13 protein-coding genes are annotated in these 15734 nt (G+C 65.8%); 4 read left to right on the top strand and 9 right to left on the bottom strand.

The genetic code is table 11. The features are described from left to right. The first annotated feature begins 263 nt into the window (after positions 1–263). Positions 264–1229, top strand: coding sequence for a sigma-70 family RNA polymerase sigma factor (locus AC07WT_RS17335; RefSeq protein ID WP_494947892.1), 966 nt, complete (start codon positions 264–266; stop codon positions 1227–1229). Here AC07WT_RS17335 and AC07WT_RS17330 read toward each other — a convergent pair. The 3 genes from AC07WT_RS17330 to AC07WT_RS17320 all read right to left on the bottom strand — a co-directional run bounded on the left by AC07WT_RS17330 (position 1185) and on the right by AC07WT_RS17320 (position 5774). Continuing rightward, positions 1185–2459, bottom strand: a complete 1275-nt coding sequence (locus tag AC07WT_RS17330) for an EAL domain-containing protein (protein ID WP_494948443.1) — start codon at positions 2457–2459, stop codon at positions 1185–1187. The genes AC07WT_RS17335 and AC07WT_RS17330 overlap by 45 nt on opposite strands. 262 nt (positions 2460–2721) lie before the next feature. Then, positions 2722–4182 (bottom strand): multidrug transporter subunit MdtD, encoded by a 1461-nt coding sequence (gene mdtD / locus AC07WT_RS17325; RefSeq protein ID WP_494947891.1) that lies wholly within the window; start codon positions 4180–4182, stop codon positions 2722–2724. 176 nt (positions 4183–4358) lie between these two features. Then, positions 4359–5774, bottom strand: coding sequence for an aminotransferase-like domain-containing protein (locus tag AC07WT_RS17320; RefSeq protein ID WP_494947890.1), 1416 nt, complete (start codon positions 5772–5774; stop codon positions 4359–4361). A gap of 206 nt (positions 5775–5980) precedes the next feature. Between AC07WT_RS17320 and AC07WT_RS17315 the strand changes: the two genes are divergently transcribed. Then, the gene (locus AC07WT_RS17315) at positions 5981–6286 is read left to right on the top strand and encodes a DUF2917 domain-containing protein (RefSeq protein WP_494947889.1); all 306 of its coding nucleotides are present in this window, start codon (positions 5981–5983) and stop codon (positions 6284–6286) included. A 58-nt stretch (positions 6287–6344) separates the two neighbouring features. Here the strand turns inward: AC07WT_RS17315 and AC07WT_RS17310 are convergent, their stop codons facing one another. Beyond that, positions 6345–7580, bottom strand: a complete 1236-nt coding sequence (locus tag AC07WT_RS17310; RefSeq protein WP_494947888.1) for a citrate/2-methylcitrate synthase — start codon at positions 7578–7580, stop codon at positions 6345–6347. Between the two features lie 116 nt (positions 7581–7696). Between AC07WT_RS17310 and AC07WT_RS17305 the strand changes: the two genes are divergently transcribed. Then, a complete protein-coding gene (locus AC07WT_RS17305; protein WP_494947887.1) occupies positions 7697–9088 on the top strand; it encodes a CoA transferase in 1392 nt (463 codons plus the stop codon). 40 nt (positions 9089–9128) lie between these two features. Here the strand turns inward: AC07WT_RS17305 and AC07WT_RS17300 are convergent, their stop codons facing one another. Further along, positions 9129–9875 (bottom strand): GntR family transcriptional regulator, encoded by a 747-nt coding sequence (locus AC07WT_RS17300; protein ID WP_492590504.1) that lies wholly within the window; start codon positions 9873–9875, stop codon positions 9129–9131. 181 nt (positions 9876–10056) lie between these two features. Here AC07WT_RS17300 and AC07WT_RS17295 point away from each other — a divergent pair, with 181 nt between their 5' ends. Further along, complete coding sequence (locus tag AC07WT_RS17295; RefSeq protein ID WP_494947886.1) at positions 10057–10902, top strand: aldo/keto reductase; 846 nt, start codon at positions 10057–10059, stop codon at positions 10900–10902. A 65-nt stretch (positions 10903–10967) separates the two neighbouring features. Here AC07WT_RS17295 and AC07WT_RS17290 read toward each other — a convergent pair whose 3' ends face one another. The 4 genes from AC07WT_RS17290 to AC07WT_RS17275 all read right to left on the bottom strand — a co-directional run bounded on the left by AC07WT_RS17290 (position 10968) and on the right by AC07WT_RS17275 (position 15717). Continuing rightward, complete coding sequence (locus AC07WT_RS17290) at positions 10968–11453, bottom strand: hypothetical protein (protein ID WP_494947885.1); 486 nt, start codon at positions 11451–11453, stop codon at positions 10968–10970. A gap of 216 nt (positions 11454–11669) precedes the next feature. Beyond that, positions 11670–13826: an ABC transporter ATP-binding protein gene (locus AC07WT_RS17285; RefSeq protein ID WP_494947884.1), complete on the bottom strand. Its 2157-nt coding sequence runs from the start codon at positions 13824–13826 to the stop codon at positions 11670–11672. Continuing rightward, a complete protein-coding gene (locus tag AC07WT_RS17280; protein ID WP_494947883.1) occupies positions 13823–14701 on the bottom strand; it encodes an ABC transporter permease in 879 nt (292 codons plus the stop codon). The genes AC07WT_RS17285 and AC07WT_RS17280 overlap by 4 nt, the downstream gene beginning before the upstream one ends. Beyond that, positions 14698–15717, bottom strand: a complete 1020-nt coding sequence (locus tag AC07WT_RS17275) for an ABC transporter permease (protein ID WP_492590508.1) — start codon at positions 15715–15717, stop codon at positions 14698–14700. The genes AC07WT_RS17280 and AC07WT_RS17275 overlap by 4 nt, the downstream gene beginning before the upstream one ends. Positions 15718–15734: the final 17 nt, after the last annotated feature.

Below are 15734 nucleotides of genomic sequence, written 5' to 3'. Positions count from 1 at the left end.
TCGATCGGGACACCGTGCCTTTGCTGCGCCGGTTGTCGTCCCTATGACGAAGGTGCGCACGGCGGCGTGACAGATTTATTTTTGCGCCTGGCTGTCACATCGGCGGGTGCCTGGCCGTCAAGCTGAAAAGGCTGCCGGCAGCAGCGCGCCCGGACAACTGCGGGACAACTGCGGGACAACTGCGGGACAACTGCGGGACAACTGCGGGACAACGGCGCAGGCGGCGCGCGCTTTTCAATACGCACGATCTGGGAGGTCTACGAATGGCGGAACAAGGAATCGACAAGGCATCCGGCTTCGAGGCCGTGCGCGCTCGCCTGCTCGCGCTGGCGTACCGGATGCTGGGCAGCCGCGCCGAAGCGGAAGACGTGGTGCAGGACGTCTGGCTCAAATGGCATGTCGCCGACACGCAAGAGGTGCTCACGCCGGCCGCCTGGCTCACCACGGTCGCCACGCGCGTGGCCATCGACCGCCTGCGGCATCTGCAGCGCGAACGCGCGTCGCAGGCCGCCGGCTGGCTGCCGGAGCCGTGGCTCGACGAGGTCGCGCCGTCGGCTGAAGAACTGGCTTTGCGCGCGTCGGAGATGTCGTACGGCGTGATGCTGCTGCTCGAACGTCTGAAGCCCGACGAGCGGGCGGCGTTCGTGCTCCACGAAGCGTTCGAGTGCGACTACGCGGAGATCGCGAAAATCCTCGAGCGCACGCCGGTCCATTGCAGGCAGATCGTCCATCGGGCCAAGGCGCGTTTGCAGCGCGCGGGCGCGCCGCTGGAACGGCCGGATCCCGCCGCGCACGCGCGGATCGTGGAATGCTTGCGTACGGCGCTGGAGGCGCAGGATCGGGCCGGCTTGCTGCGCCTCTTTAGCGACGCGCCGGAAGTCGTCAGCGATGCGCCGGCGTGTGCGTCTCTGGGTGCGCCGGAACCGGCAGCGTTGGGCTGGATGGACAAGGTGGCGTCGCTCGCGCAGCAGGCGAGCCATGCCGAGGTGGTGTCGATCGACGGGGCAATGGGTATCGCGCTGCTCGTCGAAGGCGAGGTGGTCGGGGTGATCGACGTTTCCACGGACGGCGCAGCCAGGATCGTCGCGTTGCGCGCCGTGACCTGTGCGGCGCGGTTGCAGTCGGTCAATCGCGTGCTAGGCCGCGCGGCGGTCACGCGCCTGCTCGCACGCATCCGGCAGACCTCAATTACGGTGCGCCGCGACTTCCCAGTTGATGTCGACGCATAGCACCTGGGTGCCGTGCGGCGTATGCGCGGCGATCGAAGCGGTCACGCACAAATGCGCTTCGTTGATCGACAGATAGGGTGGGGTGAGATGCACCTGGCCGGGCACGCGCATCGCCTGAATGAAGTACGGCCGGCGCTCCCAGCTCGCGCCTTCCGAATGCAGCAGGGGCCGGAAGCGCTTTGCGCGTTGCGAGGCGCGGCCGGACGGCAGCACGTTGTCGCCGATCTGGCGGCCTGAACCGTCGAGCACGAAGCAGCGCGCCGTTTCGCCGAGCGTGAGCAGCGGCGTGGTTGCCTGTGCGACCGATTCGCCGGCCATCAGTTGCGCGCTCGCGGTTTGCAACGCCGTCACGTACGGAGCGAGCCGCGCGGACTGCGCGCGCTGGCGGCCGGCGACCCGCTCACGCAGCGCTGCGGAAAGCGCGTCCATCAGGCCGGCCGCGACTTGCGGCTTGACCGGCTCGACGCTCGGGCCGGCGAAGTACGCGCCCTGCACGAAGTCGACGTTGCATTCGAGCGCGATCAGCGCGTCGCGCTCGGTAGTCAGGCCGCCCATCAGCACCAGCTGCCCGGATTCGTGCAATAGCGAAACGAGTCCCGGCAACACGCGCTCGATATGCGAATGCTCGCTGGCTTGCGCGAGAATGCAGCGGTCCAGCGTGACGATGTCGGGACGCAGATTCCACACGCGATCGATGTTCGAATGCTTCGCGCCAAAACCGTCGAGCGCGATCAGGAAGCCGGATTTGCGCAGGGCGTCGATGATTTCGGCGAAACGGGTGGTTTCGCCGCCGGCCTGTTCGGACACCTCCAGCACCACACGCTGCGGCGGCAAGCCCAGCGCCTTGAGGCCGGCGAGCAATGCATCGCCGTAACTGGTGTCCATCAGCGCCGCTGGGTGCAGGCTCAGGAAAAGCCATTCATCGTGGCTGTCGAACGCGTTGAAGTTGCCCAGATGCAGCGATTCGGCGAGCCGCCCGAGTTCGAGCAGATCGCCGCGCCGCGCGGCTTGCGTGAAGACTTCGTGCGACGGCACCTGCAGCGCATGTTCGTCGTGTGCGCGCAGCGAAGCGTGATAACCGATCGCGCGCCGGTGCGACACCGAGAAAACCGGCTGGAACACGCTGAAAACGGTGTAGCTGCCGTATAGCACGGTGCGCCGGGAGCCTTCGTCGCCGGCCATCGGGCGCGGCGGCTGGAAGCCGGGAGGATCGAGTTCGATCATGCTCATCATGTCAGTCGTCTGGAGGTGGCGGCGCGCTGCATGTCTGGCACGGCGCGAAACGTGAGTTTACCGGATAGGCGAGCAAGAATTGTGCGCGTTCAGAAAGCGCGTAATGCGCGCTCTGTTCTGACGATTGTGCTCTAACCCGTGCGTGGAGGCGATGATGCGCACTTCGCTGGTGCGGTTCGCGCCCTGTTGCGGGTCGGCGGCGCGGCCGCGTCGAGCGCGGCTCTCGCTACCGATTGGCCGCTGGAAAGCGGCGCGCGGGTCAGGTCCGCTCCGATGGATCGGTCTTTTTCGCGGGCGTGCGGATGTCCGGCGCCAACTGCGCGAAGATCCACGACGAGCCTGCCGTGATGATGCCGACACACAGGAAGGTCGCATGAAACGCGGGCAGCGAGTTGGCGGCCGTCACGCGCGGCATCAGGCCGGTGAAGGTCGCGAGCAAGGCGCCGGCCACCGTCACGCCGAGGCTCATCGAGAGCATCTGAACCAGCGAGAACAGGCTGTTGCCGCTGCTCGCGCCGCCGGTGCCGAGGTCTTTCAGTGTCAGCGTGTTCATCGCCGTGAACTGCATCGAGTTGACGCCGCCGAAGAAGGCGAGTTGCACGACCCGCAGCCATAGCGGCTGACCGGCGCTCGTGAGCGCGAAGCTCGCCATGGTCAAGCCCACCAGCACCGTGTTGACGATCAGTACGCGTCGATAGCTGTACCTGATGATCAGCTTCGTGACGAGGCGCTTGGACGCCATGCCTGCCGCCGCCACCGGCAGCATCATCATGCCGGCTTCGAACGCGCTATAGCCGAGACTCACTTGCAATAGCAGAGGGATCAGATAGGGCATCGCGCCGCTGCCGATCCGCGCGAACAGATTGCCCAGCAGGCCGACGCTGAAGGTATGAATCTTGAATAGATCGAGCGAGAAAATCGGCGCGGGCTCGCGCACTGCGTGCAGACCATAGGCGACAAAACACGCGAGGCTCAGGATCAGCAGTACCAGCACGGCCGCATGCTGAATGCCGAACTCGGTATGGCCGTCGAGCGCGACCGAAATCGCCACCATGCCGACGATCAGCAGCAGATAGCCTTTCAGATCGAACCTGCCCGTTTGTTCGTTGCGGCTATCCGGCATGAAGATGAACGTCGCAATGCAGCCGACGATGCCCACCGGCACGTTGATCAGAAAGATCCAGTGCCATGACGCGATCTTCACGAGCCAGCCGCCGAGCGTCGGTCCGATCAGCGGCCCGATCAGTCCCGGAATCGCGACAAACGACAAAGCCGGCAGATAGCGTTCCGCCGGAAAGGTGCGCAGCACGGCGAGCCGCCCGACCGGCAGCAGCATCGCGCCGCCCACGCCCTGCACCACGCGAAAGATCACCAGCTGATTCAAGGTATGCGCGTTCGCGCACAGCAGCGAGCCGACCGAGAACACGAGGATCGCGCTGAAGAACACGTGCCGTGTGCCGAACTTGTCGGCGAGCCAGCCGGACACCGGGATCATCACCGCCATCGTCAGCGAATAGGCGATCACCACCGATTGCATGCGCAGCGGCAATTCGCCGAGGCTCGCTGCCATCGCGGGCAGCGCGGTGTTGACGATGGTCGAATCGAGCGTCTGCATGAAGAAGCCGGTGGCGACGAGCCACAGCATCACCGTGAGCGAGCGGGCCGAGGGAGTCGAAGGGACGGGCGAGGCGAAAGCGGGCAGGGTCGGCGGCGTGGACATGGAGGGCGGCTAGGCGCGCAGGGACGGGCTGGGGAGCCGCTATTCTAGGGAAAAGCGCGCCCCGGCGCAGCGAGCGGACGGCGGCGATCGCTGCGCCGGGGCCTGAACCGCGTGCCATCTGCATTTTTCCAGCGTGTTTCCGCCGTGCTTTCCGTGTAATCCCCGGGCTCAGCCGGTCAGCGCAGGGGTAGCGCGGCGGCAGCGCGGAAAAACGCCTGGGCGCGCGGCTCGTTGCCGAACGCCACGTGAATCCTGATCCACGGACTCACTTCCGTGTTGGGCCGGAAATAGCTGCCGGGCACCACGGTCACGCCGAGCGGCGCGCCGCATTCCACCAGCCGCCCGGCATCGTCGATATGCGGCACGCGTGCCCATACGAACTTGCCGCCTACCGGCTTTTCGAACAGCTCCCAGCCGGCGTCTTCGAGGGTCTGAATGGTCGAGCCGAGCGCGTCGCGCATGCGCCGGCGCAGCCGCTCCAGATATTTGCGGTACGCGCCGCGCTCCAGCATCGATACGGCAACCGCTTCGGCAAAACGTGAGCCGCCGATGCTCGTCAGCATCTTGATATCGACCAGATCCTTGATGATCGCGTGACTCGCCACCACACAGCCGATTCGCAGCGACGATGACAGCGTCTTCGACAGGCCGCCCACGTAGATCACGTGTTCGAGCTGATCGAGTGTGGCGAGCCGGTCGGTGACTTCGGTCTGGAGATCGGCGTAGATGTCGTCTTCGATGATCGAGAAGCCGTGTTCGCGCGCCAGTTGCAGCAGCCGGAACGCAACCGGCGGCGCGATCGTGGTGCCGGTCGGATTGTGAAACACGGTGTTGATGAAGAACAGTTTCGGCCGATGCAACTGCAACTGCGCTTGCAGCACGTCGAGATCGGGGCCGTTGCGCGTGCGCGGAATGCCGATCAGCTTCACGCCGTGCAGTTTCAGCAGGCCGTACAGGTTGTAGTAGCCGGGGTCTTCGACGAACATCGTGTCGCCGGCTTTCAGCATGTAGCGCATCAGCAGGTCGAACGCCTGGCTCGCGCCGTTGGTGATCAGAATCTGCGACGCGTCAGCCTGAATCCCCAATTGACCGATGCGGCTTTGCAGATGCTCGCGCAGCGTCAGATTGCCGAGCGGCGTGGCGTAGTCGACCATGCTCGCGGGGTCGGTGCGCGACACGTGGCGGATCGCCTGCGCAATGCCGTCCATGTCGCGCCACGCTTCGGGGATGGTGCCGCTGCCGAGCTTGAGCGTCTCGCCCGGGTGATTGAACTGCTGCAGGATATGCCCGGATTCGTCCTCGGCGCGGCGCGGGTCCGAGGTGCCCTGGCAACTCATGCCCGCCGGCAGGCGGTCGGCCACATAGAAGCCCGAGCCGTGGCGCGGGTCGACGTAGCCAAGCGACACCAGCCGGTCGTATGCCTCGATCACCGGGAAGCGGCTCACGCCGTAATCGGCGGCGAACTGGCGGATCGACGGCAGCTTCGAACCGGGGCGCGCGATGCGCGAGCGGATCCACGTGGTGACGCCCGTCACGATCTGCTCGGTGAGCGGTACACCGTTGTCGCGATCGAGTTCGATTTCGAGTTTCATGCGGTGCTTTCCTGGTCGCTGGACCGCCGGGCCGCCGAACTGCCCTGTTGCCCGAGCTGCATCGCCGGGCTTAAACGCGATCTTTGCCAACTGTCCGGTTTTTCGACTGAACAGTTCCGATGAAACTGTTCGGAACTGTGCATGTGATTTCGATCATCGCACGCCAATAATTGGACAACACAAAAGTTCTTTGAAGGAGAAAGGCGATGCGTGAAGTCCGTATTTTCGAACTGGAACATGGCGAGCCCGCGGCGGCCTGGCGTGTCGCGCGTCCGTCGATCTTCAAGGTGATCTCGGGCGAAATCTGGCTGACCGTCGAAGGTGACGCCGAAGATTACTGGCTGGGAATCGGCGAATCGTTCGAGTTGCCGCGCGGCGCGGTGGCATGGGTCAGCTCGGGTGAGGCGGGCGCGCGCTTCGCGCTGGCTAGCGGCTCGGAGCGGTCCGCGGCGATGCCCGCGCGCACTTTGCCGGGTTTGAACTGGCTGCCGCGTTGGCTGGGTGCGGCTTGACCGGACTGGCGTGGGCGGCGTAGTGGGTGGCGTGCTGGGTGACGTGGTGGGCGGCGTCTCAATCCGCCGCCTCGTATTCGCCGATGTAGCGCGCGCGTGGCCGGATCAGCCGGCCATCGCGGGTTTGTTCCATCGCGTGCGCGATCCAGCCGACCACCCGGCCGACCGCGAACAGCGTGAACGCGGCGCCCGCCGGCAGGCCGAGCACCCGTTCGATGGCGGCGAGCGCGAAGTCGACGGTCGGTTCCGTGCCGGTCGTGTCGCGCACCGTGCGCGCGAGCGCTTGCACTTCGCCGAGCGGCGAGCGAGCCGGCGCGCAGTCGGCAAGCATTTCCAGCAGCAGACGCGCACGCGGGTCGCCGTTCGGATACAACGGATGGCCGAAGCCCGACAGCACCGGTCCCTGTGCGCCGTGCTCGTGGCGCGCAAGCCGGTTCGCGAGATAGCGGTCGAGATCGGGCGCGCGCGACGCTTCGTCTAGCAGCGCCGCGATGCGCACGGTCTCGCCGCCGTGGCGCGGCCCGGCCAACGCGGCCAGACCGCCCGCCACGGCGCCGAGCAGATGCGTGCCCGTCGACGTAATGCAGCGAACCGTGAAGGTCGAGGCATTCAATTCATGATCCGCGCAGGCTACCAGCGCCGCGCGCAGCAGCCCGGCCTGCTGCCGGTTGCGCACATGCCACGCAGACGCCAGTTGCCGATGCAGCGGCTCGTTCGACGGCGCCGCCGAGATCATCGCGGCGGCCAGCAGACGCATCACGGCGCAGGCGGTGTCGAGTTGCGCATGGCGGCCGAGCGCCCACACGCGCGGCATTTGTGCCGCGGCGGCCGGCAGCAGCACGAGCGCGCGATCGAGCGGCGTGCTGTCGCTCCAGAGTTTGAGCCACGCCGCCCACTGAGCGCTGGCGAGCGGCACCGCCGGCGCTTCGGCGATACGCCTTGCGCTGCATTCCCACAACAACGCGGCGACATCCTCCAGCGATGCCGCGCGCGCCAGTTCCGTCGCGTCGTGCCCGCGATACAGCAGGCGGCCGTCGGCCACCAGCGTGATCGACGATTCGAGCACCGGCACGCCCCAGTCCAGTACCTTCTGCGCGACCTTGCCGGCGCGCTTGCCGTCTTCCTTGCGTTTGGCGAGGCGGCGTACTTCGGTTGCATCGTAGAGCCGGTGCTTGCCTTGCGCGTCCGGCGACGAACGAAGCATCCCGCGGCTCACATAGGCATAGAGTGTCGGCACGGTGATGCCGAGCGCAGCGGCGGCTTCGGTAGCAGTAAGGGAATTCGAGGTCGGCATGAAAAAGCGCGGAAACCGAAGAAATCAATATATGTTGATTATCATAATCAAGATTGATTGAAGCAGTGCGGAATTCTAGACTCGGTGCACTGCCTTTCTGCTTCAACGCGAACGCCATGACGCCCGAACTCGCTCTCTCATATCTGTGGGATACCGCCGGCTGCGACCCGGCCGCGCTCGATTCCGTGTCGCTTGCCGGCAGCGATCCGGCGCTGCCGTCGGTCTATCGTGTCGGCACGTTGGCTTCGGCGACCATCGCCGCGACCGGCCTCGCTGCGGCCGAATGCCTGCGTTTGCGCGACGGTCGCCGGCAACGCGTGACGGTGGAGATGCGGCGCGCGCTGGCGTCGTTTCGCAGCGAACGCTATCTGCGCATCGACGATGGGCCGCCGCCTGCTTTACGCGACCCGGTGACGGGTTTTTACTCGACCCGCGACGGCCGCTGGATTCAGTTGCATACGAATTTTCCACGTCACCTCGAAGGCGTGCTGAAGGTGCTCGGCTGCGCGAACGATCGAGCCGTGGTGGCCGCCGCGGTTCGCGGCTGGGACGGCGCGACGCTCGACCAGACGCTCGCCGACGCCGGCTTGTGCGCCGCGTTGATTCGCACGCCCGACGAGTGGGCGGCGCTCGACCAGGCGAAAGCGATCGCCCGGCTGCCGCTGTTCGAGATCGAGCGGATCGGCGACGCGCCGGTTGAGCCGCTTGGGCGGGGCCGTGCGGATCGGCCGCTGGCCGGTGTGCGGGTGCTGGATTTGTCGCGGATCATCGCGGGGCCGGTGGCGGGGCGGGCGCTTGCGCAGCATGGCGCCGAGGTCTTGCTGATCAACGGGCCGCATTTGCCGAACATCGCGCCGCTGGTGATCGATAACGGGCGGGGTAAGCGCTCGGCGGTGCTGGACTTGCGGGATGTGGCCGCGCGCGAGACGTTGCTTGGGTTGGCCGGTGGCGCGGATGTGTTTTTGCAGGCGTACCGGCCGGGGGCTTTGGCTGCGCGTGGGTTTGGTCCATCAGACCTGGCGCGGCTGCGGCCGGGGACGATTTATGTGTCGGTTTCCGCTTATGGGCAGGAGGGGCCTTGGGCTGGGCGGCGCGGATTTGACAGTCTCGTGCAGTCGGCCAGTGGGATTGCTTTTACTGAGCGCGAGGCGGCCGGGTGGGATGAGCCTAAGCATTTGCCTTGTCAGGCGCTGGATCACGCGACTGGATATCTGGCCGCCTTCGGCGCGATGGTCGCGCTTGGGCGGCGGGCCGTCGAAGGCGGGAGTTGGCATGTCAAGGTTTCGCTCGCGCAGACTGGGCGGTGGTTGCAGTCGTTTGGTGTCTTACCCGGTGGGTGGAAGGCTGACGATGTGTCTATCGATGACGTGCGCGACTGTTTGGCGCGCGTCGATTCGGAGTTCGGACGCGTTTCGGGTGTTTTGCCTGCCGAGCTTTTGTCGGAGACGCCTGCCTTTTTTGGGCTGCCGCCAGCCAAGGTGGGGGCGCATGAGGCTAAATGGGTTTAGTTTGGGTTTAGCTTCTTTCCGCCGCCAAAGGCAAAAACCCCTACCTCCTCAACTCAGCAACAAAGTCATAGTAGTCGTTGCGGCAATACGTATCGGTCAACTCGATCGCCCGCTGATCGGCGGTATACCCAATCCGTGTAATCAACAACAGCGCCTCGTTAGGGGCAATGCTCATCTGCTGCGCGATCTCGTCATTCGCGTTCACCGCGCGAAAGTGCTGCAACGCGCGAACGATCGACAGTCCGCGATTCTCCAGGTACGTGTACAACGAATCCCCAATCGCCTGAGGATCGGGAATCACCGCGGCAGGGAAGGTGGAATTCTCCACAGCCATCACGATGCCGTCAGCCAACCGCAAGCGGCGCAATCGGGTCACCGCCGCCGCAGGCGACAAACCAAGCTGAATGACTTCATCCCGGTTAGCCGGCACGATCTCGCGCGATAGCCACTTGGAACTCGGCGTGAAGCCGCGCCGCCGCAGCATCTCGCTGAAACTCGACAGACGCGACAGCGGATCTTCATAGCGCGGCGTGATGAAACTGCCCGCACCCTGAGTGCGGCGGATCAAGCCCTGCTCGACCAGCAAAGCAATCGCCTTGCGCGACGTAATGCGCGAGACGCCGAGTGCCTCGGATAGCACGCGCTCCGATGGCAGCGCCTCGCCAGCGTTCCAACGGTTCTCGTGAATCGCATTGCCGAGCTTGCGAGCAAGTTGCAGATACAGCGGCGTGTCGTTTTCCGGGTCCGGGCGCAGGTCGCGCCAGCGGTCTTCCGAGGCAGAGGTCATGGGGCTTACGCAAGAAGGGCAAGCGGCAATTCTATGACATCGGCGCGCTCCGTTATAGCGGGCTTTTGCCTGGTGGCCGATCCAATGCTCATTCAACAGCTAAACTCGTCACTGGAATTTCCACTGAAATGAGCGGTGCGCTCGCGCACCACCGCGCGCCCAGCCACCTCAAGGAGAAAGCATGACGACCGATATCGCCAGCGTGAGCTTGCCCGACGGCGAACGCATTCCGAAACTGGGGCAGGGCACATGGGAGATGGGCGAGCAGCCGCCGCGCCGCGCCGCCGAAATCGCCGCGCTGCGCTGCGGCATCGAATTGGGGATGACGCTGATCGATACGGCGGAGATGTACGGCGACGGCGCGACTGAATCGCTCGTCGGCGAAGCGCTTGCCGGTCTGCGCGACCAGGTGTTTCTCGTCAGCAAGGTGTATCCGCACAACGCTAGCCGGCGCGGTGTGATCGCGGCTTGCGAACAGAGCCTCAAGCGTCTGAAGACGGATCGGCTCGATCTGTATCTGCTTCATTGGCGCGGCTCGGTGCCGCTCGCAGAGACTGTCGAGGGGTTCGAGGCGTTGCGCCGCGCGGGCAAGATCCGGCACTGGGGCGTGAGCAACTTCGATACCGGCGACATGGAAGAACTCGTGGCGACGCCGGGCGGCGAAGCGTGCGCGACCAATCAGATTCTCTACAACGTCGCGCGCCGCGGGCCGGAATTCGATTTATTGCCGTGGCTCGCCGCGCGCCATATGCCGGCGATGGCGTACAGCCCGGTCGATCATGCACGCTTGCCAAAGCGCTCGCCGCTCGACGACATTGCCGACGCGCGCGGCATCTCGGTGTTTCAGGTGGCGCTCGCGTGGGTGTTGCAGCAACCCGGCGTGTTCGCGATTCCGAAAGCAGGCCGCGTCGAGCACGTGCGCGACAACCATCGTGCGTTGCAGCTGCAACTCGGCGCCGCGGAACACGCTGCCATCGACACGTATTTCAAATCGCCGCGCCGCAAGCGCCCGCTTGAAATGCTGTAGGCAAAGCGGCGCCGTTATCGAAACGCGAGAGGCCGCTCGCGGCGTTTCGATTCGCGGCGCAAGCGTCAATTGCAGCCGTGATGCAGGTGCACCGAACCCAGCACGGCGACTTCCGCGGGCGTGTGCTTGAGCGAATCTTCATTGACCTGGGCGGCATCGGCGACGAACTCATCGACGATCGACGACACCTGCGTGTTGCGCAGACACAGCGACACCCGTTGCGTTTCGTTAGCCGGCAGCGACGCGCGCTGTCCGAGGAACAGCACGCCGTACTGATAGCCGTGGATGATGCCGCGAATCGCGCCGACGCATTGGCCCTGCGCGACGTTGTCGGTTTTCTGCTTGCAAGTCTGCGCGAGCGAGTAGGCGGAGAAAGTCGGATCGACCGGCGGCGCAGCCTGCGACAGCGTTTGCGGCCGCGGTTGCGCGGGGGTTTGTGCGGGGGTTTGTGCGGGGGTTTGTGCATGAGCGAGCGATGCGAGGCCGAGGGCGGCGGCCATAAGCAGGCCGGCGGCCGCGCGCGCTGCGCAGTGGGGGACATTTCGTTGCATGTTGTAGGGCCCTCATATCGAACATTGAATCTGATATGAGGCAATCGCTGCGGTTTGGTTCCGGGCGCGCCGCGCTGCCATCGATTGTTCTGGTTTCAGGTGTGCGCGAGAGGGAAGGGGTTGCTGCATGTGGCACCGGATAGGACGGTGCGATGCACGCGAGGGAAAACCGCACGAAAACGTGTCGGGGATGAAACGAGCTGCAGGACAGCCGCGCTATTCGTCGCGCGTGGCGTTTTCCGGCGCGTCGCCGGTGGTCTTGCCGTCGTCGTCGCGGATGGCGGATTGCAGCACGCGCAATTCATCGGCGGGGATATGGCAGCGGATCCGATGAACGGGCGGCTCGCCGGCATGGTCGGCGTCGGCTGCGTGAAACGGTGGATCTTGCTGCTCGCAGATCGCCCCGAGCTTGCGCGGGCAGCGCGTGTGAAACACGCAACCGGATGGCAACGCTGCCGGGCTCGGCAGATCGCCGGACAGGCGTATGCGTGCTTTGCTGTCGTGGGCGTCGAGTGTCGGCACCGACGATAAAAGCGCTTCCGTATAAGGATGATGCGGTCCGTCGAACACCGCGGCCGCAGGTCCGATCTCCAGCAGCCTGCCGAGGTACAGCACCGCGATTCGATCAGACAGATAGCGCACCACGTGCAGATCGTGAGAGATGAACACGTAGCTCACGCCGCGCTCGCGCTGCAGATCGGCGAGCAGGTTCAGGATCGCGGCTTGCACGGAGACGTCGAGCGCGGAGGTCGGTTCATCGCACACCACCACGCGCGGTTCGCCGGCAAACGCACGCGCAATCGCCACCCGCTGCTTGAGTCCGCCTGACAGTTGCCGCGTGCGCGAGCCGAGGTAGCGCTCGGGCAAACGCACGGCGGCCGTCAACGTGGCAAGCCGTTCGTCGATAGCCGGGCCTCGCAACGCGGCGAGGCGCGACAGCGCGCGGCCGATCAGACGCTTCACCGAATGCGCGCGATTGAGCGCGGAGTCCGGATTCTGGAACACGATCTGCAGCGACTTGACCTGCTCGTCGTTGCGGCGCGTAACGCGTGCGGCGAGTTGCGTTCCGTCGAGTTCGAGCACACCGCCTGGGTCCGGCGTAAGCAGGCCGAGCATCAGCTTGGCGAGCGTCGTCTTGCCGCTGCCCGATTCGCCGACAAGGCCGAGCGTTTCACCGCTCGCGAGATCGATCGAGACGTTGTCGACAGCGCGCAGCGGTGCGCCGGATACGTGAAAAGTCTTCGAGAGTTTTTCCGCGCGGAGCACGAGGGCAGGGCGCCCGTTTTCCCGGAGGGTTTCCTGCGGCGGCAGTGCTTGCGATGTCGCACGCGGCAGTTCGACCGCACGTTCGTGGTAATGGCAGCGCGACATCTGATCGCCGTGGGCGGCGCTCACCCGATAGGGCGGCGGGGCTTCGCGGCGGCAACGGTCGTCGGCGAGGCGGCAACGGTCCGCGTAGATGCAGCCATGGGTGGCCGAGCCGGGTAAGGGCAGGTTGCCCGCGATCGTATCGAGCCGTTCGGTGTCCTTGCTGCGCCCGGCAGTGGGCAGACAGCGAAGCAGTCCAACCGTATAAGGATGGCGTGGCCGCGCGAACACATCCTGAGTCGCGCCTTCTTCAACGAGCTTGCCCGCATACAGCACGCCGACGCGCTCGCACATCCGCCCGATCACCGCGAGGTTGTGGCTGATGAACAGCACGGCCGTGCCGAGTTCTTCGCGCAGTTGCGCGACGAGGTCGAGCACTTCGGCTTCGACGGTGGCGTCGAGACCGGTGGTCGGTTCGTCGAGAATCAGCAGCGCCGGGTTCGATGCGAGCGCCATCGCGATCACCACGCGCTGCTGCATGCCGCCCGATAGCTGATGCGGATAGCTGTCCATGACGCGCTCGGGTGCGGCGATGCGCACACGCTGCAGCATGTCGAGCGTGCGCTGCACGGCGTCCTCACGCGCGACACCGGCGGCTTCGAATGCTTCGGTGACTTGCCGCGCGATCGTCAGCGAAGGATTCAGCGCGCGGCCCGGGTCCTGATAGACCATCGAAATCGCGTGCGCGCGCATCGTGCGCAACGCATCGGCATCGAGCTTCTGCACGTCCTGGCCGGCGATGATGATCTTGCCGGCCTTGACCTTGCCGTTGCGCGGCAAATAGCGCAGCGCGGCCATCGCCACTGTCGATTTGCCGCAGCCCGATTCGCCGACGAGTCCGTACGCTTCGCCGCGCCGCACGCGAAACGACACGTCTTGCAGCACTTCGCGGTCGCGCCCGCGCATCCGGTACGTCACCGTCAGACCGACGACGGTCAGCGCATCCGCGCGATCGCTCTTCGACACGTCGAAGGCGGGAAACGAGGCGGGCGGCGGGCCGTTCATCGGTCGAGGACCCCCTGCACGCTATCGGCAATCAGATTCACACCGACCACCAGCGTGGCGATCGCGCCGGCCGCGAACACGACCGTCCACCACGCGCCGCCCGCCATCAGCGTGTACGACTCGGACAGCGCGAGTCCCCAGTCGGCGGAAGGCGGTTGAATGCCGAAGCCGAGAAACGACAGCGTCGCCACCGCGAAGATCGCGTACCCGAGACGCACGGTCGCCTCGACGATGATCGGCGGCAGCACGTTCGGCAGGATCTCCGCGAACATGATGTACGGCGCCCGTTCGCCGCGCAGTTGCGCGGCGGCGACGTAGTCCAGATGCCGTTCGGCGAACACGGCGGCGCGAACCGTGCGCGCGGTGATCGGCGTGAAGGTGATGCCGATCACGAGGATCACCGTGAAGTTCGACGCGCCGACTGCGGCCAGCGCGAGCAACGCGACGATCACGAGCGGCAGCGCGAGTACGGCGTCGATCGCGCGGCCGACCACGTTATCGACCCAGCCCTCGAAGTAGCCGACGATCAACCCCAACGCGGTGCCCGCCAGCGTGCCGAGCAAGGTCGCCAGCGGCGCGATCGTCAGAATGTCGCGCGCGCCGACGATCACCCGCGAGAACACGTCACGGCCGAGCTGGTCGGTGCCGAACCAGTGCATGCCGTCGGGCGGCGTCAGCGAGTTGAGCGGATCGGACGCATACGGATCGAGGCGCACGATCCATGGCCCGGCGATCGCGCAGACGATCCACCACGCGACGATCAGCACGCCGACCACGAATGTGGGCGAACGCAGCAGCACGCGCAGCTGGTCGAAGCGCGGTTCGGTGGGCGGATGTGGAGTAGGCGGCGCGGGTGGCGGGGCGATGGTACTCATTCGGCGCCCCGCACCCGCAGCCGCGGATTGAGCAGCACATGCAGCGCATCGGCGGCGAGGTTGGCGACGGTGTAGATCACGCCGACTGTCAGCACGCCCGCTTCGAGCATGGGAAAGTCTTTGGCCTTCGCGGCGTTGTAGATCAGCGAGCCGATGCCTTGATAGTGGAACAGCGTCTCGACCACCACGAGGCCGCCGATCATGTAGCCGAACTGGGTGGCGGCGACGGTGATGGTCGGCAGCAGCGCATTGCGCAACACGTGCCGCCAGATCACGATACGGCGCGGCAAGCCTTTGAGGATCGCAGTGCGCGTGTAGTCGGCATCGAGCGCTTCAACGGTGCCCGCGCGCGCCATGCGGGCAATGTAGCCGAAGAACACCAGCACCAGCGGCAGCACCGGCAGAATCAGATATCGCAACTGTTCGAGCGCGCTCGCTTCGGGCGGATACGACGCTTCGATCGGCAGCCAGCGCAGCCACACGCCGAACACCAGAATCAGCACGATCGACGAGACGAACTCCGGCACCACGGTCGCCGACAAACCGGCAATGCTGATCGTGCGATCGAGCCAGCGTCCCGCATGCATCGCCGACCACACGCCACCCGCAATGCCGAGCGGCACGACGACGACAAAGGCGAGCACACCGAGCTTCGCGGAATGCGCGAGGGCGTCGGCGATAAACGGCCCGACCGGCTCGCGGTACGCATACGAGAGCCCCATGTCGCCGCGCACGAAATGCGTGATCCACTCGATGTATTGCGTCAGCAACGGACGGTCCGCGCCGAGCTGATGATTGAGCGCGGCGACCGCACGCGCATCGGCGAGCGGCCCCAGGATCGCGCGGCCGATATCGCCGGGCAGCAACGCGCCGCCCGCGAACACGATCACCGACAGCAGCCACAGCGTGATCAACGACAAACCCACGCGCGTCGCAAGAAAACGCACGACGCGGCCCGCGTTGCCGTTCGCGCCGCCCGAGGCGCGAGGTGCGGAAGGGGTCACCGTGGTCGACATCGTGATCTCCTGCCGAA

Source organism: Paraburkholderia sp. GW821-FHT02A12 (assembly GCF_059422005.1).
Note: the sequence above shows the minus strand (reverse complement) of the source record. Positions and strands in the feature narration are given on the sequence as shown.